The sequence below is a fragment of the Pseudomonas sp. AOB-7 genome (assembly GCF_003696305.1).
Taxonomy (GTDB): domain Bacteria; phylum Pseudomonadota; class Gammaproteobacteria; order Pseudomonadales; family Pseudomonadaceae; genus Aquipseudomonas.
In genome coordinates this window covers 65,305-89,785 of the sequence record NZ_RFFK01000013.1, presented here as the reverse complement: position 1 = coordinate 89,785, position 24,481 = coordinate 65,305, and the positions used below count along the sequence as shown (strand labels likewise).

Genomic DNA, 24,481 nt, shown 5'->3' with positions numbered 1-24,481 from the left:
GGAGAGGGGATAAAGCGGTCACAGCAGGCGATCGAGCATGCCGCCCTGCTGCAGCAGGCGGCGGGCGACGATCACCCGCATGATCTCGTTGGTGCCTTCCAGTATCTGGTGCACGCGGCTGTCGCGCACCCAGCGCTCCAGCGGATAGTCGCTCAGGTAACCGTAGCCGCCGTGCAGCTGCAGCGCCTCGTTGCAGATGGCGAAACACTGGTCGGTGGCGAAGCGCTTGGCCATGGCGCAGTACAGGCTGGCCTCGGCGTGGCGCCGGTCCAGCTTGTCCGCGGCCAGGCGCACCATCTGCCGGCTGGCGGTCAGCTCGGTGAGCATATCGGCCAGCTTGAACTGCAGCGCCTGGAATTCGGCCAGTGGCTTGCCGAACTGCTTGCGCTCCTCCACGTAGTGCAGGCTCTGCTGCAACGCCGCCTGGGCCGCGCCGAGCGAGCAGCTGGCGATGTTCAGGCGGCCGCCGTCCAGGCCCTGCATGGCGTAGACGAAGCCCTGGCCCTCCGGGCCGATGCGGTTGCCGGCGGGGATGCGCACGCCGTCGAAGGCGATGGTGCGGGTCGGCTGGGCGCGCCAGCCCATCTTGTCCTCGTTGCGTCCGTAGCGGATGCCGGCGGCGTCGGCCGGCACCAGGAAGCAGGAGATGCCCTTGGCGCCGTCCTCGCCGGTGCGCGCCATGACGATCAGCACATCGGTCGATCCCGCGCCGGAGATAAAGCACTTGCTGCCGTCGAGCAGGTAATCGTTGCCATCGCGCCGCGCGCGGGTTCGCAGGTGGGCGGCGTCGGAGCCGGCGTCCGGCTCGGTCAGGCAGTAGGAGGCCAGCAGGCGGCCGTCGATCAGTCCGGGCAGGTACTGCGCCTTCAGGGCCTCGTCGGCGAAGCTCGCCAACATCCACGAGGCCATATTGTGGATGGTCAGGTAGGCGGTGGTGGCCACGCAGCCGGCGGCCAGCTGTTCGAAGATCAGCGAACTGGACAGCCTCGACAGGCCCAGGCCGCCGTCCTCCTCCTTGAGGTACAGGGCCAGGTAACCCTGTTCGGCAGCGCGGCGGATCACCGGCAGCGGAAAGTGGTGGTCGCGGTCCCAGTCGCCGGCGTGCGGCGCCAGCTCCCGCGCGGCGAAGGCGCGGGCGCTGTCGGTGAGCAGGCGTTGTTCGTCACTGAGTTCGAAGTCCATGGCGCCTCATTGCAATGTCAGGGGTTGACCGCCGGCGCGGCGCTCGGCCTGCCACTGCGCCAGATTGGGCAGCGCGGTGTCGGCGTCGAGGCGGTCGACGATTTCGAAGTAGTCCTGCTTGAGCGGGTCCTTGAGCACCTCGTCGCGCGGCTTGACCCGCACCGCGTAGACCGTCTGCAGGTTCTGGTGATCGAAGGCGCGCCACTGCTGTTCGTCCTTCAGCAGGCTGTAGCGGTGGCCTTCCAGCGCCTTGATCAGCGCCTCGCTATCCAGGCTATTGGCACGCTTGGCGGCATCGGCCCACTGCTGGACGATGCTGTAGGCCGAGGCGGCGGAACTCGAGGGATACATCTGGTAGCGCGCCTTGAAGGCGGCGACGAAGGCTTCGCCGCGGGCGGATTTCTCCAGCGCCGGCACGCGCCAGGTCCAGGGTTCGGTGCCGATCACGCCCTGCATCAGGTCCGGGCCGGCCTGCTCGACCATGCTCTGGGTCAGGTTCGGCGCGATGACCTGCATGCGCTCGGTCAGGCCCAGGTCCTTGGCGATGCGCATGGCGCGCACCAGGTCCTCGCCGAACAGCACCAGGGCGAGGATCTCGGCATCGCTCGCGGCGGCCTGGGTCAGGGCATCCTGGTAGTCGGCCAGGCGTGCGCCGGGGAAGGGCACGCGCACGCCGGCGTGCTGGCCGGCGTCGTCGCTGGCGGTGGCCTGGCGCAGCGAGGCCTCGGTGGTGTGGCCCCAGGTGTAGTCGGAGGTGACGTAGAGGTAGCGCTTGTCCGGCAGGTGCTTGCTCAGGTACTGGCCGAGCACCTGGGCGCTCATCCAGGCGTTGTTGCACTCGCGGAACAGGTAGCGGTGGCCGTCCTTGCCGGTGGTGTCGTTGGAGTAGGTGAGGGTGCCGAAGTACAGCAGGCCGTGTTCGCGGGCGCGCTTGCCGGCGGCGATGGCCACCGCGCTGGAGGCGCCGCCGAACAGCATGGCGGCGCCCTCGGCGGCCAGCTTGTCGACGTTCTTCACCGCCTTGGCCGGACGCGAGGCGGTGTCCTTGCTGGACAGGCGCAAGGGGCGGCCCAGCACGCCGCCTGCGGCGTTGAGCTCGTCGATGGCCAGCAGGGCTCCACGCATCTGCGCCAATCCCTCCTCCTTGTATGGGCCGGTGCGCGGGTAGTTGAGCCCCAGGGTGATGGGCTCGGCGGCCTGCGCACAGGCGGTGATCCCGGCCCACAGGGCCAGGGTGGCAGTCAGGTGGCGCATTGCAGTTCTCCTTGTTGTTGTGCTGCAGGAGACTGTTTTACGCCGCTCGTCCAGTTGCAGTGATCGTCTATTGGTCTAACAGAGGCCTACTCCGTTCTCATTTCAACTGAATGGTCATGTTGGGGCCGTCGCCGAGCGGTGTGTCGTCGAACCAGCGGCTGGTGACCGTCTTGGTCTCGCTGTAGAAGCGCACCGCCTGCTTGCCGTAGGCGTGCAGGTCGCCATAGAAGGAGCCCTTCCAGCCGGTGAAGGAGAAGAACGGCAGCGGCACCGGGATCGGCACGTTGATGCCCACCTGGCCGACTTCCACCGCGTGCTGGTAGTGGCGCGCGGCGCCGCCGGAGCGGGTGAAGATGCTGGTGCCGTTGCCGTAGGGGCTGGCGTTGACCAGCTCGATGGCCTCTTCCAGGGTCGCGACTTCCAGGCACACCAGCACCGGGCCGAAGATTTCCTCGCGGTAGATGGACATTTTCGGCGTGACCTTGCGAAAAAGCGTCGGCCCCAGCCAGTTGCCCTCCGGGTAGCCCTCGACGCTGCACTGTGAACCGTCCAGCAGGCACTCGGCGCCCTCGGCCTTGCCCTCGGCGATCAGGCGCAGCACGCGCTGGCGCGCCTGCTGGCTGATCAGCGGGCCGAATGCAGCGCCGCTGTCGCGCCAGTGGCCGGGGCGCAGCTCGGCCATCTGCGCGGCCAGCTCGGGAATCCACTGTCGCGACTCGCCGACGAACACCGCCACGCTGATCGCCATGCAGCGCTGGCCGGCGGCGCCGCAACTGGCGCCGACCAGGTTGCTGATGACCTGGTCCTTGGGCGCGTCGGGCATGATCACCATATGGTTCTTGGCCCCGGCGAAGGCCTGCACCCGCTTCAGGTGCTGGGTGCCGGTGCGGTAGATATGCTGGCCCACCGGCACCGAGCCGACGAAGGAAATCGCGCGCACGTCCGGGTGCACCAGCAGCGCGTCGACCTGCTCGCGCCCACCGTGCAGCAGCTGCAGTACCCCGGGCGGCGCGCCGGCCTCGAGAAACAGCTCGGCCAGGCGGTTGGGGGTCATCGGGTCCTGCTCGGAGGGCTTGAGGATGAAGGTGTTGCCGCAGGCGATGGCCAGCGGGAACATCCACAGCGGAATCATCGCCGGGAAGTTGAACGGGGTGATGCCGACGCACACGCCCAGCGGCTGGATCCAGCTGGCGGTGTCGATCTCGCGGGCGACGTTCTCCACCGTCTCGCCCATCATCAGGCTGGCCACGTTGGCGGCGTGCTCGGCCACCTCGATGCCGCGCCAGACATCGCCCTTGGCATCGGCGAAGGTCTTGCCGGTCTCCTGCGCGAGAATCTCGGCCAGCTCGTCGTGGTGCTCCTTGAGCAGGTGCTGGTAGCGCAGCATCAGCCGTGCCCGTTCCGGCACCGGCACCTCGCGCCAGGTGAGGAAGGCGGCCTTGGCGCCGGCCACGGCGGCCTCGATCTCCGCATGGGTGGCCTTGGGCGCCAGCGCCAGCACCTGTTGGGTGGCCGGGTCGGTGACTTCGATCAGTTCGCGGGCCTGGCTCGCGAGCCACTGGCCGTCGATCAGCTGGGGCAGGGTACGGGGCATGGTCGGCCTCCTGTTGTTCTTCTGTGCTCTCTTTATAGTCAGTGTCCGGCTGCTTGTGGATTGACGATCTTGGCCTTTGGATGGACGATCTTGGCATTGCCATCCCCCAGCGAGGTGGGCGCGCCGATGACTGCACGAGTGGAAACCTCCAGCTGGCCGCTGCCCGCCAACGGCCAGCGCTTCATCACCCCGCCGCGCCTGCGTCGCCTGCTGGCCCGTCAGCCGCTGAGCTGCGGCTGCTACCCGCTGGCGCTGGGGTTTTACCCGGAAGCGGCCGGGCACCTGATGCAGCGCAGTCAGCCGGAGGATCACCTGCTGATCTACTGCCGCGCCGGGCGCGGCTGGCTGGAGACGGCGGATGGACGATTCGAGGTCGGCGGCGGCGATCTGCTGCTGCTGCCCAAGGGCCTCGCCCACCGCTACGGCGCCGACGCCGTACGGCCCTGGACGCTGTACTGGGTGCATTTCGACGGCAGCCTGGCCGAGGACTTCCTGCGTCTGCTGGGGCCGCGTCGGGTGCGCCGCATCGGCGTGCAGCCGCGCCTGCTGGCGGATTTCGAGGCGTTGCTGGGCTTGCAGCGCCAGGGTCTCAACCCGGTGCCCTTCATCCACGCCGCCCATCAGCTGCAGGCGCTGCTCAGCTCCCTGGCGGTGCTGCCGGCGCGGGCCAACCTCAAATCCGGGCGGGTGCTGGACGTCGACGCGGTGCAGGCGGTGATGCGCAGCCACCTGCATGGCAGCCTCAACCTCGACGAGCTGGCGGCGCAGTTCAAGCTGTCGCGCTTCCACTTCGCCAAGACCTACCGTGCCCTGACCGGCCACGCGCCGATCCAGGATTTCATCCAGCTGAAGATGGCCCAGGCCTGCCGCCTGCTCGACCAGGGCGACGCCGAGGTGCGGCAGATCGCCGAGCAACTGGGCTACGACGATCCCTATTATTTCTCGCGACTGTTTCGCAAGGTGGTGGGCATGGCGCCCAGCCATTACCGGGCCTTGCACCAGGGCTAGGGCGGCCCCCGCCGCTAGCTGGGCGCCGAGCGCAGCGAAGCCCAGCAGTCCTCGACCTGACCCGTTGGGCTTCGGCGCGGCGTACCTCAACCCAACCTAAGACTGCTGAATCCGCCCTACACCCGGGCGATGGTCGCCAGGCCGGTGGCCACCAGCTTCTCCTGGCCATCCTTCAAGGCGAACACGTCGGCGCGGCACACCGCCTGGCGCTGTCCGGCCTTGAGCACTTCGGCCCGGCACAGCAGGCGCTCGCCGATGGCCGGGGCGAGCAGGTTGAGCTTGTATTCGCTGGTGACCACGTCGCCGACCAGCGAGGCGGCGGCCCAGGCGCAGCCGCTGTCGACCATGAAACCGACCACCGCGCCGTGCAGATAGCCGTGGTGCTGGCACAGGTCGGGGCGGCTGCGCACCTGCAGGCTGACCTTGCCGGGTTCGAAGTCGAGCAGCTCGGCGCCGAGCAACTGGGCGAAGGTGGAGTGGGCTAGCGCCTGTTCCAGGCGTTCGCGGCTGATAGCGGTCGCGGTGTTCATGCTGCGCTGCTCCTCGGGATATCGCCTTTGAGTCTTGGCCGGCGAGGGCGGCGTGGCAACGCGCATCCAGCGGCGTGATGGGCAGGCATCAGTCGGCGCCGCGTTATCCCGTGCGATGCCTTGACTTGCCCCCGTGCCTTGCCTAGCGTGCCGTTTTCGTTTTCAGCGCAGGAACACCCGGGATGACCGACGACCGCATCAAACTCGACGCCAGCTGGAAAGAGGCGCTGCGCGAGGAGTTCGACAAGCCCTACATGAGCGAGCTGCGCGAGTTCCTCCGTGCCGAGAAGGCGGCCGGCAAGGAGATCTACCCGCCGGGCCCGCTGATCTTCAATGCGCTCAACTCCACGCCGCTGGAGCGGGTCAAGGTGGTGATCATCGGCCAGGACCCCTACCACGGTCCCGGCCAGGCCCACGGCCTGTGTTTCTCGGTGCAGCCGGGGGTGCAGACGCCGCCGTCGCTGGTGAACATCTACAAGGAACTCAAGCGCGACCTGAACCTGGATATCCCCGCCCACGGCTACCTGCAGAGCTGGGCCGAGCAGGGCGTGCTGCTGCTCAACACCTCGCTGACCGTGGAGCGAGGCAACGCCGGCTCCCACGCGAACAAGGGCTGGCAACTGTTCACCGACCGGGTGATCGAGGTGGTCAGCCAGCAGCGGCCCAAGCTGGTGTTCCTGCTCTGGGGCAGCCATGCGCAGGGCAAGCAGCGCCTGATCGACCCGACCAAGCACCTGGTGCTGCGCTCGCCGCACCCCTCGCCGTTGTCGGCGCACCGCGGCTTTATCGGCAACGGTCACTTCAGCCGCTGCAACCAGTTCCTCGTGCAGAACGGCATGACGCCCATCGACTGGCGGTTGCCGGCGCTCTAATTGCGCGCAGGCTGCGCCGCTCTGTCAGAGCAACCCCGCCACCAGCCGGCCGAGCACCTCCATGGCCTGTTCGCTGCGCGCGTCCCAGGGGTGGCCGTGGTTCAGGCGGGCGCAGTGACGAAAGCCCTGGCTGGCGGAGAAGATCGGTCCCGGCGCCAGGCTGATGCCCTGGGCCAGCGCCAGGCGCAGCAGTTGCAGGGAGTCCAGCCGTTCGGGGAATTCGAACCAGAGAAAATAACCGCCGGCCGGCCGCGTCACCCGCGTGCTGGCGGGAAAATGCCGGGCGGCGGAGGCGAGCATGGCGCCCTGCTGCATTTCCAGGGCGTGGCGCAGCTTGCGCAGGTGGCGGTCGTAGCCGCCGTGCTGCAGGTAGTCGGCAATGGCCGCCTGGGCCGGCACCGAGGGCGAGATGGTGGTCATCAGCTTGAGCCGGGCGATCTGCTCGGCGTAGCGCCCGCCGGCCACCCAGCCGACCCGGTAGCCGGGTGCCAGGCTCTTGGAGAAGGAGCCGCAGTGCATCACCAGGCCCTCGCGGTCGAAGCTCTTCACCGGCTTGGGCGGCTGGCTGGCGAAGTACAGCTCGGCGTAGACGTCGTCCTCGATCAGCGGCACCTGGTGGCGCACCAGCAGCTCGTACAGCGCCTGTTTCTTCGCCTCGCTCATGCTCGCGCCGAGCGGGTTCTGCAGGCTGCTCATGAACCAGCAGGCCTTGATCGGCAGGCGCTGCAGGCTGTCGGCCAGCGCCGCCAGGTCGATGCCTTCGCGCGGGTGCACGGGAATTTCCACCGCCTTGAGCTTGAGCCGCTCCAGCACCTGCAGGCAGGCGTAGAAGGCCGGCGACTCGATGGCCACCAGGTCGCCCGGCTGGGTGACGCACTGCAGGCAGAGGTTGAGCGCCTCCATGGCGCCGTTGCTGATCACCAGCTCCTCCATCGGCAGCATCACCCCGCTGACCATGTAGCGCAGGGCGATCTGCCGACGCAGGTCGGGGTTGCCGGCGGTCATGTCGGCGATCACCGCGTGCGGCGACAGCTCGCGCAGGGCGTGTGCCATGCTGCGCGCCAGGCGCGGCAGGGGGAACAGGTCGGGGCTGGGGAAGGCCGAACCGAAGGGCACGGTGTCGGGGTCTTTCAGCGAGGCGAGCACGGAGAACACCAGTTCGCTGACGTCCACCTCGGTGGTCTGCGCGGCGCGCACGGCCGCTTCCGGCTCGTGCAGCGGGCGCTGCGCGTGTTCGCGGACGAAGTAGCCGGAGCGGGCGCGGGCCTGGATCAGGCCGCGATCCTCCAGCAGGTAGTAGGCCTGGAACACGGTGGACGGGCTGACCCCGTAGGTGCGGCTGGCGTGGCGCACCGAGGGCACCTTCTCGCCTGGGGCGAGCACGCCGCTGCGGATCAGCTCGGCGATCTCGTCGGCGAATTTCTCGTAGCGTTTCATCCTGTCCTGGTTCACCGGTGCAAGGGGTACGGGCGAACACTTTACGGGGTGAACGGCGGACATGGCAGGGCCTCGTGAGTCGTTCGGGCGGGACCGTCGGGCGTGCTGGGCGAATCGCGGATCAATCCGCGCCTACAGGGTAGGTGTAGCCCGGGTGCCATCCGCGCAGCGGACGGCCCCGGATGGCATCCGGGCTAGGAGGTTTCAGCGCAGCGGGGCGAGGAAGGTGCTGCGGGTGGCGACGCGGCTGTCCGGCTCGGCTTGGTCGGTCACCTCGAACTGCAGGTGCTGCGGGCCGGCGCCATTGCGCGTGGCGGTCAGGGCGACGCTGACCGGCAGGTCGCGGATCTCGCCGGGGGCCAGATGCAGCGTGCTCGGCCCATGCAGCTCGAAGTCGCCCGGCTCGACCAGGGCGATGCTGTAGCTGCGCGCCTGCTGGGTCTTGTTGATGATCTTCAGGCTGTAGATGTTCTCGATCTGGCCCAGGGCGTTCTCGCGGTACAGGCCGCGGTCGCGGGTCACGTCCAGCGACAGCAGCGGGCGCTCGGCCAGGGCCCAGGCGAAGGCGCCGATCATCAGCGCCAGCATCGCCGCATGGCCGACCAGGTTGGGGCGCAGCCAGCGGGTCTTGCCGCCGGCCAGCTCGCGCTCGGAGCCGTAGCGCACCAGGCCGCGGGCATAGCCGAGCTTGTCCATCACGCTGTCGCAGGCGTCGATGCAGGCGCCGCAGCCGATGCAGTCCAGTTGCAGGCCATCGCGGATGTCGATGCCGGTGGGGCAGACCTGTACGCACATGGTGCAGTCGATACAGTCGCCCAGGCCTTCGGCCTTGTAGTCGGCGTCCTTGCGGCGCGGCCCGCGGTTCTCGCCGCGGGCGGCGTCGTAGGAGACGATCAGCGTGTCGCGGTCGAACATCACGCTCTGAAAGCGCGAGTAGGGGCACATGTCGCGGCACACCTTCTCGCGCAGCCAGCCGGCGTTGATGTAGGTGGCGGCGGTGAAGAACAGCACCCAGAAGGCCGTGGTGGCGCCGACCTCGAGGGTCGCCAGGTCCAGGGTCAGCTGGCGGATCGGGGTGAAGTAGCCGACGAAGGCCAGCGCGGTGACCAGGCTCACCGCCAGCCACAGGCCATGCTTGGCGCCGCGGCGCAGGATCTTGTGCAGCGACCAGGGCGCGGCGTCGAGCTTGATGCGCTGGCCGCGGTCGCCCTCGGTGAGCTGTTCCACGCGCATGAAGATCCAGGTCCACACGCTCTGTGGGCAGGCGTAGCCGCACCAGACGCGCCCGGCCAGCACGGTGATGAAGAACAGGCCGAAGGCGGCGATGATCAGGATGGCCGAGAGCAGGATGAAATCCTGCGGCCAGTAGGTGGCGCCGAAGATATGGAACTGACGCGCGCCCAGATCCCAGAGCACGGCCTGGCGGTCGTTCCAGTCGATCCAGGCGGTGCCGAAGAACAGCAGGAACAGCAGGCCGGCGCCGAGCAGGCGCAGGTTGCGAAAGCGCCCGGTGAAGCTGCGGGTGTGGATCGGCCCACCGGCCTGGGCCGGCGTCAGGCGGATGGGTTTGGCAGGGTCGATGCTCTCGACGGCCCGCACGGGGATCAGCTCGGTCATGGCGTTGCCCTCAGGCGTTAATCAGGCTGGCGCCATGATCCGAGGCGAACTGTTTGCGAAACAGTCTCAGGTTTTCGTAAAAAAAGCGGATCAGATGCGGCCGGTGGGCGCCGGGAAAAGTGCCTGACAGGTCTCCAGGCCACGCCATCTCTGGCTGCTGTGGATTTCAGCCTGAGCGCTACAGGCCTCGGCCTGCGACATCGCGCCGCGCCAATCTCCGGTAAGCCACAGCCTTCTTTCGCTTATCTGATCTGGTTTTTTTAGGCTTTTCTGGCGCTGTTTTCGAAACACGTCCGGCAGGCATAGTCGACGCCCGTGATCAGGAGGCCTGCCGGCATGTACCAATACGACGATTTTGACCGTGCGCTGGTGCGCGAGCGCGTCGCCCAGTTCCGCGACCAGGTACAGCGGCGCCTGGAAGGCGAGCTGAGCGAAGAGGAGTTCCTGCCGCTGCGCCTGCAGAACGGCCTGTACCTGCAGAAGCATGCCTACATGCTGCGCGTGGCGATTCCCTACGGCACCCTGTCGGCCAAGCAGATGCGCGCGCTGGCGCATATCGCCCGCGCGTACGACCGCGGTTATGGCCACTTCACCACGCGGCAGAACATCCAGTTCAACTGGATCGAGCTCGAGCGCGTGGCGGACATCCTCGACTGGCTGGCCGCGCACGACATGCACGCCATCCAGACCTCCGGCAACTGCGTGCGCAACATCACCACCGAAGCCTTCGCCGGCGTTGCCGCCGACGAGTACCTCGACCCGCGTCCGCTGGCCGAGATCCTCCGCCAGTGGTCGACGGTCAACCCGGAATTCCTGTTCCTGCCGCGCAAGTTCAAGATCGCCCTGTGCGCCGCCGCCGAAGATCGCGCGGCGATCCAGGTGCACGATATCGGCCTGCAGCTGCATCGCGACGAGGCCGGCGCGTTGCGCCTGCGGGTGCTGGTCGGCGGCGGCCTGGGGCGCACGCCGATCATTGCCCAGCAACTGCGTGAAGGGCTGCACTGGCAGGACTGCCTGTCCTACGTCGAGGCCATCCTGCGCGTGTACAACCGCCACGGCCGGCGCGACAACAAGTACAAGGCGCGGATCAAGATCCTGGTCAAGGCGCTCGGCATCGAGGCCTTCGCCGCCGAGGTGGAGCGCGAGTGGCAGTCGATCAAGGACGGCCCGGCGCGGCTCACCGATGAGGAATACCGGCGCGTCGCCGCCTCCTTCCACAAGCCGGCCTATGCCGAGCTGGCCGATGCCGATATCGACTTCGGCACCCAGCTGGCGCGCGACGCGGACTTCGCCCGCTGGGTGTCGCGCAACGTCATGGCGCATCAGGTGCCCGGTTACGCCAGCGTGGTGCTGTCGACCAAACCCGGCATCAGCGCGCCGCCCGGCGACGTCAGCGCCGAGCAGATGGAGGCGCTGGCCGACTGGAGCGAGCGCTACGGTTTCGGCGAGATTCGCGTGGCCCACGAACAGAACCTGGTGCTGCCCGACGCGCGCAAGCGCGATCTCCATGCGCTATGGAGCGAGGCTCGGGCGGCCGGGCTGGGCACCGCCAACGCCGGCCTGCTCACCGACATCATCGCCTGCCCGGGCGGCGACTTCTGCTCGCTGGCCAACGCCAAGTCGATCCCCATCGCCCAGGCCATCCAGCAGCGCTTCGATGACCTCGACTACCTGCACGACCTGGGCGATATCAGCCTGAACATCTCCGGCTGCATGAACGCCTGCGGCCACCACCATATCGGCAACGTCGGCATCCTCGGCGTCGACAAGAACGGCAGCGAGTGGTACCAGCTCACCCTCGGCGGCAGCCAGGGCCGGCAGGCGGCGCTGGGCAAGGTGATCGGCCCGGCGTTCGCCGCCGAGCAGGTGCCCGAGGTGATCGAGCGCATCGTGCAGACCTACGTCGACTACCGCGAGCTGAACGAAGGCTTTCTCGACACCTTCCAGCGCATCGGCCTGGAGCCGTTCAAGGAGCGCGTCTACGCCCGGGAGGCGGTGGCATGAACAATCTGATCCGCCTGGTCGAGGGCCAGGCCCGCATCATCACCGACGACCCCTGGCAACTGCATGACGCCGACAGCGTTGGCGCGGCGCCGCAGATCCTGCCGCTGGCCGCCTGGCGCGAACGGCAGTCGGCCGAAGTGCTGCAGGGCAGGGCGGCGAGCGCCGACGGCCTGCTGTTGCAGGTGGATGACGAGCCGGAAGCGCTGCAGCCGTTTCTCTCCAGCCTGCCGCTGATCGCCATCGACTTCCCCAGCTTCCGCGACGGCCGCGGCTACAGCCAGGCCTACCTGCTGCGCACCCGCCTGGGCTGGCGCGGCGAACTGCGCGCGGTGGGCGATGTGCTGCGCGACCAGCTGGCGCATATGCGCCAGTGCGGTTTCGACGCCTTCGCCGTGCGCGCCGACAAGTCGCTGGAGGATGCACTCAAGGGCCTGGCCGGGCTCAGTGTGTTGTATGGTCGTTCGGCCATCGAGCCGCGTCCGCTGTTTCGCCGGGGGCGCAATTAAGGAGGAGTGGAGATCATGATGTTGCGTGGCCTGTTCTGGCTGGTGTTGCTGCAGTTGTTGGGCGTGGCCCTGAACCAGTGGCTGCTGCCCATGCTGCCGGGCTCGATCATCGGCCTGCTGCTGCTGTCGGCCTGGCTGATGTGGCGCGGCGCGGTGCCCGAGCCGCTGCAGCAGGCGGCGAATGGCCTGTTGCCCTACCTGCCGTTGCTGCTGGCGGTGCCGGCCGCCGGGATCATGACCAGCAGCGAGCTGCTGCTGGCCGAGCTGCCGGTGATCGCCACGGCCCTGGTGCTGTCGCTGCTGGTCACCGTACCGTTCTGCGGCTGGCTGTTGCAGACACTGATCCGCCGTCAGGAGCGCAAGGGATGAATGCCCTGGCCGCGCATCCGCTGTTCGCCATCGGCCTGACCCTCGCGGCCTTTCTGATCGCCGCCTGGCTGTATCGGCGCAGCGGCTGGCTGCTGCTGCAGCCGGTGCTGGTGTCGGTGACGCTGATCGTCGCCACCCTGCTGCTGTGTGGGGTGGATTACGCCACCTACCGCGCCGGCGCCGAGCCCATCGCCTGGCTGCTCGGCCCGGCCACCCTGGCCCTGGCGGTGCCGCTGCAGCACAACATCAAGCGCATCCGCCAGCTGTTCTGGCCGATCATGCTCACCCTGCTGGCCGGCGGCGTGCTGTCGGTGACGCTGACCCTGGCCATCGGCTGGGCGCTGGGCGCCGACTGGGTGGTGCTGATGAGCCTGGCGCCGAAATCGGTGACCATGCCGATCGCCATGCCGGTGGCCGAACAGATCGGCGGCATCGCCTCGCTGGCGGCGGTGCTGGTGATGCTCACCGGGGTGATCGGCACCGCGCTCGGCCCCTGGCTGCTGCGCTGGGCCAGGGTCGAGCACCCGGCGGCCCGAGGCCTCAGCTACGGTATCAATGCCCATGCCATCGGCACCGCCCATGCCCTGCAGGAAGGCGAGGAGTGCGGCGCCTTCGCCGCCCTGGCCATGAGCCTGCTGGGGATCGCCACGGCGCTGCTGTTGCCCCTGCTGCTGTCCAACTGAGGCGCGGGGCGGAATCCCGCCACCGGCGCCGCGCGGGCCCGCCGCCTTTGGCGAGAACTCGCCACTGCATCGTGCCTCCCGGCGCGCGGCGAGGCCCGATCCAGCGCTGAATCCTTTCAGCGGCACGCATATTGCTCCTGCCGGCGGCACAAGCGGAATACGCCCGCCAAGAGGCCTGGAACACCCTTCCTCCCGCCGCGCCGCCGATCGGCGGCCATCGCCCATGGGCGGCCCATACGGCTGCCACCCGAAACCTTGCCTGCACGGCGCGCCGTCGTGCACACCACTGGACTGTGCCATGAAGAAAATCCTGCTGACGCTGCTCTGTCTCAGCGTGATCGGTTGCTCCAAGCCCCGCGAGCCCGAGAAAACCGTCGACGTCCTGCTGATCGGCGCCGGCGTGATGAGCGCCACCCTCGGCACCTACCTCAACGAGCTGGAGCCGGACTGGAGCATAGAAATCTACGAGCGCCTCGACCGCGTCGCCGGCGAGAGCTCCAACGCCTGGAACAACGCCGGCACCGGCCACTCGGCGTTCTGCGAACTGAACTACACCCCGGAAACCGCCGACGGCGGCATCGACATCGGCAAGGCGGTGGCGATCAACGAATCCTTCGAGATCTCCAAGCAGTTCTGGGCCTACCAGGTCGAGCGCGAGGTGCTGAGCAAGCCCAGGAGCTTCATCAACAACACCCCGCACATGAGCTTCGTCTGGGGCGAGGACAACATCGAATACCTGCGCAAGCGCCATGCCGCGCTCGAGCACAGCAACCTGTTCCGCGGCATGGAGTTCAGCGAGGATCACGCGCAGATCGCCCAGTGGGCGCCGCTGGTCATGCAGGGCCGCGACCAGGGCCAACCCGTCGCCGCCACCCGCATGGCCATCGGCACCGACGTCAACTTCGGCGAGATCACCCGCCAGCTGATCGACTCGCTGATCGCCAAGGACCAGGCGCGCCTGCACCTGGAACACGAGGTGCGCGACCTGCGGCGCAACGCTGACGGCAGCTGGACCGTGGTGGTCGCCGACCTGGCCAACGATGGCGCCGAGAGCAGCGTCAAGGCGCGCTTCGTGTTCATCGGCGCCGGCGGCGGCGCGCTCAAGCTGCTGCAGCAATCCGGCATCGAAGAGGCCAAGGGCTACGCCGGCTTCCCGGTCGGCGGCCAGTTCCTGATGACGCGCAACCCCGAGATCGTCGCCCAGCACAAGGCCAAGGTGTACGGCAAGGCCTCGGTCGGCTCGCCGCCGATGTCCGTGCCGCACCTGGACACCCGCGTGATCGGCGACGAGACCGTGTTGCTGTTCGGCCCCTTCGCCACCTTCTCCACCAAGTTTCTTAAACATGGCTCGCTGCTCGACCTGTTCGGCAGCATGACCAGCGACAACTTCCTGCCGCTGGCCAATGCCGGCATGGACAACATCCCGCTGAGCACCTACCTGATCGGCCAGCTGATGCTCAGCCAGGAAGACCGCATGGCCTCGCTGCGCGAATACTTCCCGGAGGCCAAGAGCGAGGACTGGGAGCTGATCCAGGCCGGCCAGCGCGTGCAGATCATCAAGAAGGATGCCGAGAAGGGCGGCGTACTGCAGTTCGGCACCGAGGTGGTGACCTCCGCCGACGGCAGCATCAGCGCGCTGCTCGGCGCCTCGCCGGGTGCCTCCACCGCCGCGCCGATCATGCTGCAGCTGATCGAGAAGGCCTTCGCCGAGCAGGTCGCCAGCCCCGCGTGGCAGGCGCGCCTGCAGCAGATCATCCCCTCCTACGGGCAGAAGCTGAACGACGACCTGGCGCTGACCAACCGCGTGCGCCAGTGGAGCAGCGAGCGCCTCGAGCTGCAGCACATCGAAGTGGCGCCGGACGTGCAAGTGGCCGCCGAGCCGAAGCCGGCGGCGGTGACCCTGTAAGGCCTTTCACGCGGTAAAGAGAACCCGCCCTGCGCCTCGCGCACGGCGGGTTTTGTTTGGCCTGCGAACCTGTCGCGGCTAAAGCCCCTCCTACGGGTGGGGTGGACGCCGTGGGAGGGGCTTTAGCCGCGATTGCCGGTCGGCGCGTAGGCTGGATCACGCTTCACCGATCCACCGCCCTGGTGGAGGTAAAAGGCGACAGCCACCCTGGGGGTTCTGCCATAGCGCGCCCTACGACGCGACAATTACGGCGCTGCCGGCTCGTCCTCGTTGCGATCCAGCGCCACCTGGCGGATCGACAGGCGAATCTCCGCCGGCAGCACGCGCTTGGCGGCGCCTTCGGCCAGCTCGCTGAGCAGCGGGTGGTGGCTGAGCTTGCCGGCCTCGTCCTGGCGCAGCACGCCCTGGTCCAGCAGGCTCTGGATGAAGTGGCGGAACAGGCTCTTGTCGAAGAACTCCGGCGCGTTCAGGCCATGCAGGATCGACAGGCGCTGGGCCATCACCGTGCACAGGTCCTCCAGCTCCTCGGCGCTGATCGCGTTCTGCCCGGCGTTGAGCAGCAGGGCGATGGCCATGTAGAAGCGCTGCAGGGTCTGCGCCACCGAGCGCGACAGCAGGGTCAGCAGCACGAACTGGCGCGAGCTGGGCGCCGGGCGCAGGTACACGTCGCCCTCGGTCTTCAGCAGGCCCTGCTCGACGAAGGCGGCCAGCCACTGGTCGACCACTTCCTCGAGCTGGTCGCTATCCCAGCGGATAAACAGCTCGGCCTGCAGGTAGGGATAGAGCGCGCCGGTGAAGCGCAGGATCTGCTCGCGGCTGATCCGCGCGCTGCTCTGGAAGAAGCTCGCCAGCAGCGCCGGCAGGGCGAAGATGTGCAGCACGTTGTTGCGGTAGTAGGTCATCAGGACGGCGTTCTGCTCGTCCAGATAGAGGATCTTGCCGAGGGCGTCCTTCTGCTCGGCCAGCAGGTCCATGCCCTTGACGTGCTCGATCAGCGCCGCGCCGTCGCCGTCCGGCAATGTGGTGTGCGGCGAGTAGGGCACCGCGCGCAGCAGCGCCAGGTAGAGGTCGAGCACCCGCGCCAGGGCGCGGTCGTCCAGGGCCAGCTTGCTGGTGGACAGCAGCGCCAGCGCCACCAGGTTGACCGGGTTGATCGCCGCCGCCTCGTTGAGGTGACGCGCCACCCGCTCGCCGAGGCGATTGGTCGCCTCGTTCAGCCAGCTCGGGCGGAACTGCGGCGCCAGCTCCTGGCTGCGCCAGTCCGGCTGCTGCTGGTCGAGGAACTCGGCCAGCTTGATCGGCTCGCCGAAGTTCACCGAGACCTGGCCGAAGCGCTGCTTGAGCGCGCCGAGCACCTTGAACAGGTCGAAGATCGACTCCTTCTTCTTGCTCGCGCCGCGCAGCTCGCCCAGGTAGGTGCGCCCCTCCAGCACCCGCTCGTAGCCGATATACACCGGCACGAAGACGATGGGCAGGCGATGCGAGCGCAGGAAGCTGCGCAGGGTGATGGCCAGCATGCCGGTCTTCGGCCGCAGCATGCGCCCGGTGCGCGAGCGGCCGCCCTCGATGAAGTACTCGACCGGGAAGCCCTTGCTGAACAGGGTGTGCAGGTATTCGTTGAACACCGCGGTGTACAGCGGGTTGCCCTTGAAGGTGCGGCGCATGAAGAAGGCGCCGCCGCGGCGCAGCAGGCCGCCGATCACCGGCATGTTGAGGTTGATCCCGGCGGCGATGTGCGGTGGCGTCAGGCCGTTGGTGAACAGCAGGTAGGACAGCAGCAGGTAGTCGATATGGCTGCGGTGGCAGGGCACGTAGATCACCTCGTGGCCCTGGGCGATGTCGCGCACGCCTTCGATGTTGTGCACTTTGACGCCGTCGTAGATCTTGTTCCAGAACCAGGAAAGCACCAGTTCGAGGAAGCGGATCACCGTGTAGGTGTAGTCCGAGGCGATCTCGTTGCCGTAGCGCAGCGCCTGCGCCTCGGCCTTCTCCAGGCTGATCTTCTCGCGCTCGGCTTCCTCGGCAATCGCCTGGCGCACCAGCGGGTCGTGCACCAGGCCCTTGACCAGGTTGCGCCGGTGCGACACGTCCGGGCCGATCACCGCGGCCTTCTGGTTGCGGAAATGCACACGCAGGATGCGATGGACCATGCGCAGGGTGCGTTCCTGGCCCTTGTCCTGCTCGACCAGCTCGCGCAGGTGAATCGGCGTGGAGAACTGCACGCGGGTCTTGCGCCCCAGGATCAGGATGCTCACCAGCCGGCGCAGGCGCCCGGTCACCGCCCAGCTGTCGGCGAACAGCAGTTTCCAGGCGCTGGTCTCGCGATCCGGCGACTGCCCCCAGAACACGCTGACCGGCACGATCTGCGCATCGTCCACCGCCTGGCGGGAGAGGGCGGCGACTACCCGATCCAGAGTCGGCGAGATGCCGCGCTTGTCCTGACGGCCGAACCAGTCCGGCTCCGGCGTCAGGTAGAAGAAGGCCGCCGGCTCGACATGTTCCCCGACCGCCACCGGCAGCACCGGGCGCGGCAGGCCGGCCTTGCTGCATTCGCGGTCGACCACCGCCAGGTCGCTCACCGAAGGCTGCTGCAGCACGTAAAACACCGGCTTGCTGCGGTCGAGCTTGAGGGTGAAGGCGGACTGGTTGATGGTTTCCGAGCGTACCCAGAGGTACAGCAGGCGGCGCAGCGCCCCGAAGGCGAGGCGGCGGAAGGGGGAACGGGTCATACGGACTCTGCTTGCATGGCAAAACGAGCGATTGCTCGGGAAGGGCGCTAGTGTGCCGCAAGGGCGCGTGGCGGGCAAAAAACTCTCGCGCTGCAGGCCACGCGCAGCGCCTGGCGCGGGCTATCCGCCGCGGGCGAGGCGAGCGCTCAAGCGGCCACTGACAGGCGTTCGCGCCAGCGCCATTCGAGGCCGGCCAGCAGCGCGACGAACAGCGCTTCGCCAACCAGATAAGCCAGGCCCCAGGGACGCGCCGAGCCGACAAAGCTCGCCGCCAGCCCCAGGCACACCGCCGCCCAGGCCATATTGCCCAGCACCAACAGCACGATCAGCGCTTGCGGTCGCCGCCGGCGGCGCGCCAGGCTCAGGGAGTAAGCCGCATAGAGCAGATTGACCAGGCCGATCAGGGTCAGCAGCGCCAGGGGCAGCGCCTGCAACTCGCTCAGCCAGTGGCGAAACGTTAGCAGCAGAGCGCCGGCCAGCGCGGCGGCAGCGCCGTCGAGCCACAACAGATACCTCATGCGCGCTTGGCCCCCGCTGCGCGAGCAACAGAATGGCCAGGGCGATGCCCGATGCAAGGCCGGATATACGAGTGCAACCGCGCTGACGACAGTGTCAAAAAGCTATTCCTCACCGCTTGTGGGGGAGAGTCCATATGCGAATTGTTAGGCGGCATCATTGCGCCGTAGCCTCCGATCCAAGACGTAACCAATTGCGCCGCCAATTGCAATTGGCAAGAGAGCATAGATAGGAATGAAGATCAGGCCGATAGCGGCTTGCGCGTCTGCGCTGAGATCTAAGGTGTTGTGCGCCCATGCTAGGAAGCCGAAGCCAAGCAAGCATGGTCCAATTAGTGAAGAGGGGCGGAGATACATAAAGCTACATGCAAGGATTGCACCCCATGCAATGGCATTGAACGCCCCCAAAAATAGCCAACTACCAAGATCGGTATCCGTGTACTGCTGCAGCCATTCGATGCCGCGAGGCAGGCGTGCCATATAAGGTAATACGAGTCCGAGTAGCACTATCGCGATACGAGCATTGCGCATTCTCATATGTGCCCCCTAAGGCTTGGTCAAGGGGTGGGCTTTAGCCCGTCCCAGTGAGCGGAGCGAACGATTTGAACCATTTGTTAGGGCTAGTACGGAGCATAGTTTTGAAGTTCCTTTATTCGCTGTTTGGCGCGCTCTTCTTTGCAGGCTAGATAGATGCTGTTGCGAATAGTACCTGATCTATGCATTTCGTATTGAGCGGCGCAGTCCGCTTCCCTGAATGTAATCCATGCTCTTTGGGCTGTTAAAAGCTTTTTTCTGTATTCGGTGTAGTTTTCATACTCAGTGTTTGGTTGAGAAAGGCTTTCCACCAATTTTTTATACGCTAAATTCAGCTCTTTCTCTGTGCTTTCGAGAGAGATAGATGTGCACTGTTCAATATCCGGTGTTGAGAATGCATTGGCACAATCAATATTTTTCTCGGGTTCTGCATATGCCTCAATAGATAAGGCTAGTAGGCAGGCAACTAGTGAGCGATGCATTGAATGCCCTAACGCCGCGCTCTGCGGCAAATTTGGAGCGTAGCGGAAAGTTTGTCCGACAGCAGCGCCTTGTTAGGCAAGGTATTTAATTTCTCCAAAATGTCAAAAATGAAGAAGCTCCTCAAATAATCGGGGCAACCAATCCAGCTTCTTGGATTAGCGTATCTATTAATTTCAATAGCTTAGATGCATTATAAGTGCCATCCAGCAACTGGTTATCGGACTGCTCGTAAAAATGCTTTGAATAGGATTCTTTGTAATCTAAAACACCATGCCATGCATCGATATCTTTTTTGAAATTACTCCATGTGACCTGTGCTGTAGGATATTGATCTAGGCGAAGATCAAGATAACACTCAATCGCAGCAGCTCTACCATTGATATCAGAAGTGCTCACCCCTTCAGGTCCGAGAGTTATAAACTCCCTAAATTCATCAAGATCAGGTAGGAGCATCGCCCTCATATTGGCAGGAGAATTCAACTTTTCAAATTTGCGAAAAGCGTCAACGCCCTCTGCATCGTTATCGAAAACAAATAAGACCTGATTTAGGACCTCGATTCGCAATAGTCCCTCTGCAAATTTTACTAGATTGCCCGTTCCCCAGTATGGATGTCGCTCATCGACATCCACGAAATTGAAAAAATCAGCCACATCCGGACGTAGGACCTGTAGAGCTCGCTTAATAATGCGTGTATCTGATGTTCCCTCGGTTGCTATCAAAACCTTTTGCTTTTGGAGTGCTCCAGCCCGAAACGCCTCTCGTTGAACCCACCCAGCATGAACAATAGGGCCAAACTCCCAAGTAACCTCAACATCAGAATTTGCTGCATTTTGCGCAAAAACCTGAAGCATAGATTCAGCACTAAGGATACAAACTCTCGAAGACAGGTAACTGGCCTCAGACCAATAGAGATCTGAGCCTCCAGACCAAGGAACTCGATCAAACAATTCGCTATCAGTGGCAAGACGGCCCTGAGAAATAGTGTCTCGATCTGGTGTGTCGTATTCTATATAGTCGTTTGTTAAACCAGACAGCGGATAGCGACATGCCAAGTGGCAAAACTCTTCAAACGTAAGATATTCCTTTTTTGATTCACCTGCATCAATCTCGCTTGAGATCTCTTCCGCTTCTGCTATCAACGAATAGTATTCGGCACGTGCCGCATCAAGCGTATAGCCGAGTATGTTTAGGCGTGGTATAACCCGATATAGAGCCCTAGCAAAAGTCTCCTCCGCCTCTTCTATCTCATGTTTTAATTCTGGATTTTCTTCATAATATTCGTAGTCTATTGACTCAGACTTTCGGCGTATTAAGTCACCATCTTGAAAAAGAAATCCATAATCCATGCCCATGTGATTTTTAGAATACGACAGAGAAACGTTCCCTACGCACAACTCTATCGATGTTCCCATTTAAATTACCTTCTTATTACTAGCTTAATTAATCGCACTCGTGCTGCCTAACGTTTGGTTAAGGGGCGGGCTTTAGCCCGTCCCAGTGAGCGAAGCGAACGGTTTGAACCAGTTGTTAGGTGCCTGCGGCCTTCGCTTTTGCGTCTTTGGTCTCTGCGTCTTTTCTAGGCTTTTCTGGTGTTTTTGAATAAAGAGCTTCAAGTTCCTTAGGTTCGGAAATTCCCTTTTTGACTATGAAGTTCAAAAGCTCGAACATTTTTGATGCAACATGGTCGAAGTCTTCATCTGACATTTCTCCAGGGTGAACAGCATTGTTGCCAGTTATTCTAACTGTGTCAGCCACCTTTACGACGAGAGGCGGGAGGGTGTTTTTGGCCGCGAGGCTTCGAATATCTTCATTGATATTTTTTCCCGGTTCACCTAAGTGCTTACATAGCTTTTGAAGGGCAAGTCTTAATAATGCTGCTGCCCCGCGAGGAGACCGCGAGAATATCCTAGAGGCCTCAATGTAATCGGATTTTACATCTTCTGGCATGTCGTCTTCGGGTAGTGCAGAGACCCCGAAGTCAGGAAATATAAGTTCAGCTTCTTCATCCAGCCTGCCATAATGTGCGTGGCTATATTTGGTGATACGCCACAGGCTTGTATTTTTACATTTTGAGCAAATAGCTTCGGTGTAGAGTGCGTGACGCCCTTGTTGGCTACCCAAGTCCTCCCAAGTCATATGCGCGTATGTTCCGCATGTCGGGCAATGAAAGGCTTCCAATTTAAATTCTGGCGCAGTGAAGTTCATTGTGGCCTCTACTGTGGATACACCTAACGTTTGGTTAAGGGGCGGGCTTTAGCCCGTCCCAGTGAGCGAAGCGAACGGTTTGAACCACTTGTTAGGCTTGTTCCCCAGTTCTAAGGCGAGCAATTCCGCTTTCAAGCTCCAATAAGAACTCTAAGCCTTCTTCGGATTCAATTATTGATGTTGGCTCAATAATATTTATTAGTGTCTGTATTGAAATTAAAAACCACTCTGATGGATTTTCGTTGTTTGGGCCGCAGATGTTTTGAAGCAGCAAGTCAACGGCTCCATAAACTGAGCGAAGCCCTGCGGCAGTATCCCCACTTTTGTAAGGCGCATAGAGTTTGGCTGTTCGATAAAAATCTTCTGTTAGTTCATCAATCTCTTTTGCATCAAAAGGCTTGCGCTGCCATCGCAGTGCTTGAGCGAGAGCTTGGCATTTATTGAATAGTGCACTTTCTTCTGGCGATACATTCTTCATATAAGGCCTAACGATTAAGCTAAGGGGCCGGCTTTAGCCGGTCCCAGTGAGCGAAGCGAACGATTTGAGCGCATTGTTGTGCGCCGTACTTCAGAGTGAGAGCAAGGCTTTTTCTTTGTCATTTAACTCAATGCCAGAGATCTTGTTACTGATGGGAGCCTTATATGATTCTGGGATCTCCGACACGGTGAGATATAGCTGTGCCAACTTTACTTCTATTGGTGACATTACTTCGACGAGCTCTGCGGCTCTTGAATTTCCGCACCTTTTGACGCTGCGGAGCCACTGCGCCATTTCTTTTAAATTTGAGTTTGCGAGTACTGCTTCACGGGTCGGGGGAGCGGTGAGTTGGTTTACTGTGAGTGGCCATAGCCAATTAAGAAATGCGTAACCGTCTTCGCTATACCCGCCCGTATGAGCGGTTTTATAGGTTCTCATTAAATTTAGATGTGCGTCTATAAGAGAGCTTTCGTTCTCTTTTTTACTTGAGATGTTGTGCCAAATTGCATACAGCACCCCATACACCGTTGCTAAAGCAACAAAGGTGCCTCCAGAAAAAGATCCTAGGTTGGCATAGTCGCTAGAGGTTACTGGTAGGCCGAATTTAAAAAGATAAACACCAATAGTAAGCAAGGCTAAAGCTGCGAGAGTAATTATGTGCTTCAGCATGTGGCTTTGGACCTCTCTCTAGGTGCACAACGATTAAGCTAACGGGCGGCCAAAAGCGCAGCTTTTGGACGTCCAGCGAACGGAGTGAGCGGCAGTTGAGCGCATTGTTAGGCATCTACACGTGATACTGCTTCTTTTACTAAAGGCATCCATGTGTCTACTGCAGCAGCTTCCAAAATTGCGGTAAGCTCTGTCTCTTTATTTGTCTCAAGTATATATTCAGGCGGCCTGCCAATAGATAATAGCGGTGCTTTGCTTCCAAATTGATCGGCCGTCATGTCTAAAAAATTTTCCACTCCGTTTGATGGTGAGCTTCCTTCCAGCCAATAATGCTCTTCTGAGATGCTGTTGCTGGAGAACTTGCCCAGACATAGCCTCCAGCTTTGATCTAAGTATGATATTTCATTCATCCATCTCATCGTGCAAACGCTTATGACATGACAAAGGCCTTTAGCGTTTTCTTTCCCAAGATGATTAATAAATGCCTTGTGTATGTTTTTAAGTTCTTCCACGGTTTCTCCTAGTCGCCTAACTATTAATTAGGCGACATGGCTGTCGCGTTTGCCCACGACACCTGTCGCATAACCTTCCTTGTCGTCTTGTAAGTCCTTGTCTAGCTTGAAGGTGGTCGCGGCAAACGCGACAGCACTCTGGGAGAAACGCGACATGGATGACGGCAAGCCCAAGCTGCTGGATCAACTGCGCCAGCAGATTCGAGTCAGAAACTATTCCATCCGTACCGAAACTGTCTATGCCGAGTGGGCAAAACGCTATATCCGCTTCCATCGCTATCGGCATCCGGCGGAGATGGGCGCGGCGGAGATCGAGCTTTTCTGACTCATCTGGCGGTCAAGCGCGATGTATCCGCTTCGACGCAGAACCAGGCCTTGGCCGCTCTGCTGTTTCTCTACAAGGAGGTGCTCAAGCTGGATTTGCCCTGGTTACAAGACATAGTGCGGGCGAAGAAGCCCCAGCATCTGCCGGTGGTGTTGACGCGCGCCGAGGTGGAGGCCTTGCTGGCGCAGCTGCAGGGCGTGAGCTGGATTGTCGCCAACCTGCTCTATGGCTCGGGCTTGCGTCTACTCGAGGCGCTGCGGCTGCGGGTCAAGGATGTGGATTTCGCCCGGCGGGAGATTCTGGTGCGCGATGGCAAGGGCCAGAAGGACCGGGTGACCATGCTGCCCCTGCGTATCGTCGAGCCGCTGCGGCTTCATTTCGATAAGGTGCGGCATCTGCACCGGAGCGATCTCGCCGAGGGTTTTGGCGAGGCCAATTTGCCCTTCGCCCTGGCGCGCAAGTACCCCAATGCGGCCAAGGAATGGGGCTGGCAGTTCGTCTTTCCGTCCATTAACCGCTCGCGGGACCCGCGCGGCCAGGGGATCTTTCGCCATCACCTGCATGAGAAGACCATTCAGCGTGCGGTGCGCGAGGTTGCGCGGCGTGCCGGCTCGATCAAGCATGCCACGCCGCATTCGCTGCGCCATTCATTCGCCACCCACCTGCTGGAGGCGGGCCAGGACATCCGCACGGTGCAGGAGCTGCTCGGCCACGCCGACGTGAAGACCACCATGATCTACACCCATGTGCTCAATCGCGGCGGCCTGGCGGTGCTGAGCCCGCTGGATCGCTGAGGGCGTGCTGAAAAACCATTTACCGCCACACCTGCGAAGGCGCTGGTCCAGGTGCTGCGCAGCCTCTGGGTTATTCCCCTTCGGGCCAGCGCAAGCGCTGTTCAGCGATAAAGCTGCTGTCCCGCCTGCGCGGGAACGACGACTATTTCAGGTATTGCTGGGCGCGCCGCCGGGCAGCGGTAACCTCCGGTAAATTTCCGCGGGCGCCACTCGGTTGCAATCAGCGCATCCGACTTCTTATAGTTCCGCCGGCATTTTTGCAGGCCTGGCTCGT

22 protein-coding genes and 1 pseudogene are annotated in these 24,481 nt (G+C 63.3%); 8 read left to right on the top strand and 15 right to left on the bottom strand.

All coding sequences use genetic code 11. The annotated features are described in order from the left end of the window. Window positions 1-18: 18 nt before the first annotated feature. From EA796_RS19805 to EA796_RS19795, 3 genes are all read right to left on the bottom strand, one after another. A complete protein-coding gene (locus EA796_RS19805) occupies window positions 19-1,182 on the bottom strand; it encodes an acyl-CoA dehydrogenase family protein (protein WP_122109835.1) in 1,164 nt (387 codons plus the stop codon). Window positions 1,183-1,188: 6 nt separating this feature from the next. Then, window positions 1,189-2,436, bottom strand: a complete 1,248-nt coding sequence (locus EA796_RS19800; RefSeq protein ID WP_122109834.1) for an ABC transporter substrate-binding protein — start codon at window positions 2,434-2,436, stop codon at window positions 1,189-1,191. Window positions 2,437-2,533: 97 nt separating this feature from the next. Beyond that, complete coding sequence (locus EA796_RS19795; protein ID WP_122109833.1) at window positions 2,534-4,030, bottom strand: CoA-acylating methylmalonate-semialdehyde dehydrogenase; 1,497 nt, start codon at window positions 4,028-4,030, stop codon at window positions 2,534-2,536. 126 nt (window positions 4,031-4,156) lie between these two features. On the opposite strand from EA796_RS19795, the gene EA796_RS19790 reads away from it, so the two are divergent. Next, entirely contained in the window at window positions 4,157-5,038 is an 882-nt protein-coding gene (locus EA796_RS19790) for an AraC family transcriptional regulator (RefSeq protein ID WP_031303036.1), read from the top strand. A 116-nt stretch (window positions 5,039-5,154) separates the two neighbouring features. On the opposite strand, the gene EA796_RS19785 is transcribed toward EA796_RS19790, so the two are convergent. After that, window positions 5,155-5,568 (bottom strand): PaaI family thioesterase, encoded by a 414-nt coding sequence (locus EA796_RS19785; RefSeq protein WP_021443718.1) that lies wholly within the window; start codon window positions 5,566-5,568, stop codon window positions 5,155-5,157. A 182-nt stretch (window positions 5,569-5,750) separates the two neighbouring features. Here EA796_RS19785 and ung point away from each other — a divergent pair, with 182 nt between their 5' ends. Further along, window positions 5,751-6,440 (top strand): uracil-DNA glycosylase, encoded by a 690-nt coding sequence (gene ung, locus EA796_RS19780; protein ID WP_021443717.1) that lies wholly within the window; start codon window positions 5,751-5,753, stop codon window positions 6,438-6,440. A gap of 24 nt (window positions 6,441-6,464) precedes the next feature. On the opposite strand, the gene mapR is transcribed toward ung, so the two are convergent. Together mapR and ccoG are read right to left on the bottom strand one after the other, a co-directional pair. Next, a complete protein-coding gene (gene mapR, locus EA796_RS19775; protein ID WP_021443716.1) occupies window positions 6,465-7,877 on the bottom strand; it encodes a GntR family transcriptional regulator MpaR in 1,413 nt (470 codons plus the stop codon). Window positions 7,878-8,081: 204 nt separating this feature from the next. Next, window positions 8,082-9,494 (bottom strand): cytochrome c oxidase accessory protein CcoG, encoded by a 1,413-nt coding sequence (ccoG, locus tag EA796_RS19770; protein WP_021443715.1) that lies wholly within the window; start codon window positions 9,492-9,494, stop codon window positions 8,082-8,084. Window positions 9,495-9,830: 336 nt separating this feature from the next. On the opposite strand from ccoG, the gene EA796_RS19765 reads away from it, so the two are divergent. From EA796_RS19765 to EA796_RS19745, 5 genes are all read left to right on the top strand, one after another. Next, window positions 9,831-11,498, top strand: coding sequence for a nitrite/sulfite reductase (locus tag EA796_RS19765; protein ID WP_021443714.1), 1,668 nt, complete (start codon window positions 9,831-9,833; stop codon window positions 11,496-11,498). Then, a complete protein-coding gene (locus EA796_RS19760) occupies window positions 11,495-12,004 on the top strand; it encodes a DUF934 domain-containing protein (protein WP_021443713.1) in 510 nt (169 codons plus the stop codon). Before EA796_RS19765 ends, EA796_RS19760 begins: the two co-directional genes overlap by 4 nt. A gap of 15 nt (window positions 12,005-12,019) precedes the next feature. After that, window positions 12,020-12,373: a CidA/LrgA family protein gene (locus tag EA796_RS19755; protein WP_021443712.1), complete on the top strand. Its 354-nt coding sequence runs from the start codon at window positions 12,020-12,022 to the stop codon at window positions 12,371-12,373. After that, entirely contained in the window at window positions 12,370-13,056 is a 687-nt protein-coding gene (locus EA796_RS19750) for an LrgB family protein (RefSeq protein ID WP_021443711.1), read from the top strand. Before EA796_RS19755 ends, EA796_RS19750 begins: the two co-directional genes overlap by 4 nt. 298 nt (window positions 13,057-13,354) lie before the next feature. Continuing rightward, complete coding sequence (locus EA796_RS19745; protein ID WP_021443710.1) at window positions 13,355-14,962, top strand: malate:quinone oxidoreductase; 1,608 nt, start codon at window positions 13,355-13,357, stop codon at window positions 14,960-14,962. Window positions 14,963-15,207: 245 nt separating this feature from the next. Here the strand turns inward: EA796_RS19745 and plsB are convergent, their stop codons facing one another. The 9 genes from plsB to EA796_RS23135 all read right to left on the bottom strand — a co-directional run bounded on the left by plsB (window position 15,208) and on the right by EA796_RS23135 (window position 23,088). Further along, a complete protein-coding gene (gene plsB / locus EA796_RS19740; RefSeq protein WP_021443709.1) occupies window positions 15,208-17,691 on the bottom strand; it encodes a glycerol-3-phosphate 1-O-acyltransferase PlsB in 2,484 nt (827 codons plus the stop codon). A gap of 146 nt (window positions 17,692-17,837) precedes the next feature. Further along, window positions 17,838-18,209, bottom strand: a complete 372-nt coding sequence (locus EA796_RS19735; RefSeq protein ID WP_031303034.1) for a hypothetical protein — start codon at window positions 18,207-18,209, stop codon at window positions 17,838-17,840. 144 nt (window positions 18,210-18,353) lie between these two features. Further along, complete coding sequence (locus EA796_RS19730) at window positions 18,354-18,743, bottom strand: hypothetical protein (protein ID WP_082457838.1); 390 nt, start codon at window positions 18,741-18,743, stop codon at window positions 18,354-18,356. A gap of 83 nt (window positions 18,744-18,826) precedes the next feature. Continuing rightward, a complete protein-coding gene (locus EA796_RS19725; RefSeq protein ID WP_082457837.1) occupies window positions 18,827-19,222 on the bottom strand; it encodes a lysozyme inhibitor LprI family protein in 396 nt (131 codons plus the stop codon). 121 nt (window positions 19,223-19,343) lie between these two features. Next, window positions 19,344-20,636 (bottom strand): HEPN/Toprim-associated domain-containing protein, encoded by a 1,293-nt coding sequence (locus EA796_RS23150; RefSeq protein ID WP_147459065.1) that lies wholly within the window; start codon window positions 20,634-20,636, stop codon window positions 19,344-19,346. Window positions 20,637-20,751: 115 nt separating this feature from the next. Further along, complete coding sequence (locus EA796_RS23485; protein WP_122109832.1) at window positions 20,752-21,429, bottom strand: DUF4145 domain-containing protein; 678 nt, start codon at window positions 21,427-21,429, stop codon at window positions 20,752-20,754. A gap of 91 nt (window positions 21,430-21,520) precedes the next feature. After that, window positions 21,521-21,907: a hypothetical protein gene (locus EA796_RS23145; RefSeq protein ID WP_147459064.1), complete on the bottom strand. Its 387-nt coding sequence runs from the start codon at window positions 21,905-21,907 to the stop codon at window positions 21,521-21,523. Between the two features lie 90 nt (window positions 21,908-21,997). Further along, a complete protein-coding gene (locus EA796_RS23140) occupies window positions 21,998-22,576 on the bottom strand; it encodes a hypothetical protein (protein WP_147459063.1) in 579 nt (192 codons plus the stop codon). Window positions 22,577-22,683: 107 nt separating this feature from the next. Further along, the gene (locus tag EA796_RS23135; protein ID WP_147459062.1) at window positions 22,684-23,088 is read right to left on the bottom strand and encodes a hypothetical protein; all 405 of its coding nucleotides are present in this window, start codon (window positions 23,086-23,088) and stop codon (window positions 22,684-22,686) included. Between the two features lie 154 nt (window positions 23,089-23,242). Between EA796_RS23135 and EA796_RS19705 the strand changes: the two are divergent. Next, window positions 23,243-24,207 (top strand): annotated as a pseudogene (locus EA796_RS19705) (integron integrase). The last annotated feature ends 274 nt before the right edge of the window (window positions 24,208-24,481 follow it).

Coding starts and splice junctions, on each gene's coding strand:
- EA796_RS19805 (WP_122109835.1), bottom strand. CDS start 1,182: ATGGACTTCGAACTCAGTGACGAACAACGCCTGCTCACCGACAGCGCC.
- EA796_RS19800 (WP_122109834.1), bottom strand. CDS start 2,436: ATGCGCCACCTGACTGCCACCCTGGCCCTGTGGGCCGGGATCACCGCC.
- EA796_RS19795 (WP_122109833.1), bottom strand. CDS start 4,030: ATGCCCCGTACCCTGCCCCAGCTGATCGACGGCCAGTGGCTCGCGAGC.
- EA796_RS19790 (WP_031303036.1), top strand. CDS start 4,157: ATGACTGCACGAGTGGAAACCTCCAGCTGGCCGCTGCCCGCCAACGGC.
- EA796_RS19785 (WP_021443718.1), bottom strand. CDS start 5,568: ATGAACACCGCGACCGCTATCAGCCGCGAACGCCTGGAACAGGCGCTA.
- ung (WP_021443717.1), top strand. CDS start 5,751: ATGACCGACGACCGCATCAAACTCGACGCCAGCTGGAAAGAGGCGCTG.
- mapR (WP_021443716.1), bottom strand. CDS start 7,877: ATGAAACGCTACGAGAAATTCGCCGACGAGATCGCCGAGCTGATCCGC.
- ccoG (WP_021443715.1), bottom strand. CDS start 9,494: ATGACCGAGCTGATCCCCGTGCGGGCCGTCGAGAGCATCGACCCTGCC.
- EA796_RS19765 (WP_021443714.1), top strand. CDS start 9,831: ATGTACCAATACGACGATTTTGACCGTGCGCTGGTGCGCGAGCGCGTC.
- EA796_RS19760 (WP_021443713.1), top strand. CDS start 11,495: ATGAACAATCTGATCCGCCTGGTCGAGGGCCAGGCCCGCATCATCACC.
- EA796_RS19755 (WP_021443712.1), top strand. CDS start 12,020: ATGATGTTGCGTGGCCTGTTCTGGCTGGTGTTGCTGCAGTTGTTGGGC.
- EA796_RS19750 (WP_021443711.1), top strand. CDS start 12,370: ATGAATGCCCTGGCCGCGCATCCGCTGTTCGCCATCGGCCTGACCCTC.
- EA796_RS19745 (WP_021443710.1), top strand. CDS start 13,355: ATGAAGAAAATCCTGCTGACGCTGCTCTGTCTCAGCGTGATCGGTTGC.
- plsB (WP_021443709.1), bottom strand. CDS start 17,691: ATGACCCGTTCCCCCTTCCGCCGCCTCGCCTTCGGGGCGCTGCGCCGC.
- EA796_RS19735 (WP_031303034.1), bottom strand. CDS start 18,209: ATGAGGTATCTGTTGTGGCTCGACGGCGCTGCCGCCGCGCTGGCCGGC.
- EA796_RS19730 (WP_082457838.1), bottom strand. CDS start 18,743: ATGAGAATGCGCAATGCTCGTATCGCGATAGTGCTACTCGGACTCGTA.
- EA796_RS19725 (WP_082457837.1), bottom strand. CDS start 19,222: ATGCATCGCTCACTAGTTGCCTGCCTACTAGCCTTATCTATTGAGGCA.
- EA796_RS23150 (WP_147459065.1), bottom strand. CDS start 20,636: ATGGGAACATCGATAGAGTTGTGCGTAGGGAACGTTTCTCTGTCGTAT.
- EA796_RS23485 (WP_122109832.1), bottom strand. CDS start 21,429: ATGAACTTCACTGCGCCAGAATTTAAATTGGAAGCCTTTCATTGCCCG.
- EA796_RS23145 (WP_147459064.1), bottom strand. CDS start 21,907: ATGAAGAATGTATCGCCAGAAGAAAGTGCACTATTCAATAAATGCCAA.
- EA796_RS23140 (WP_147459063.1), bottom strand. CDS start 22,576: ATGCTGAAGCACATAATTACTCTCGCAGCTTTAGCCTTGCTTACTATT.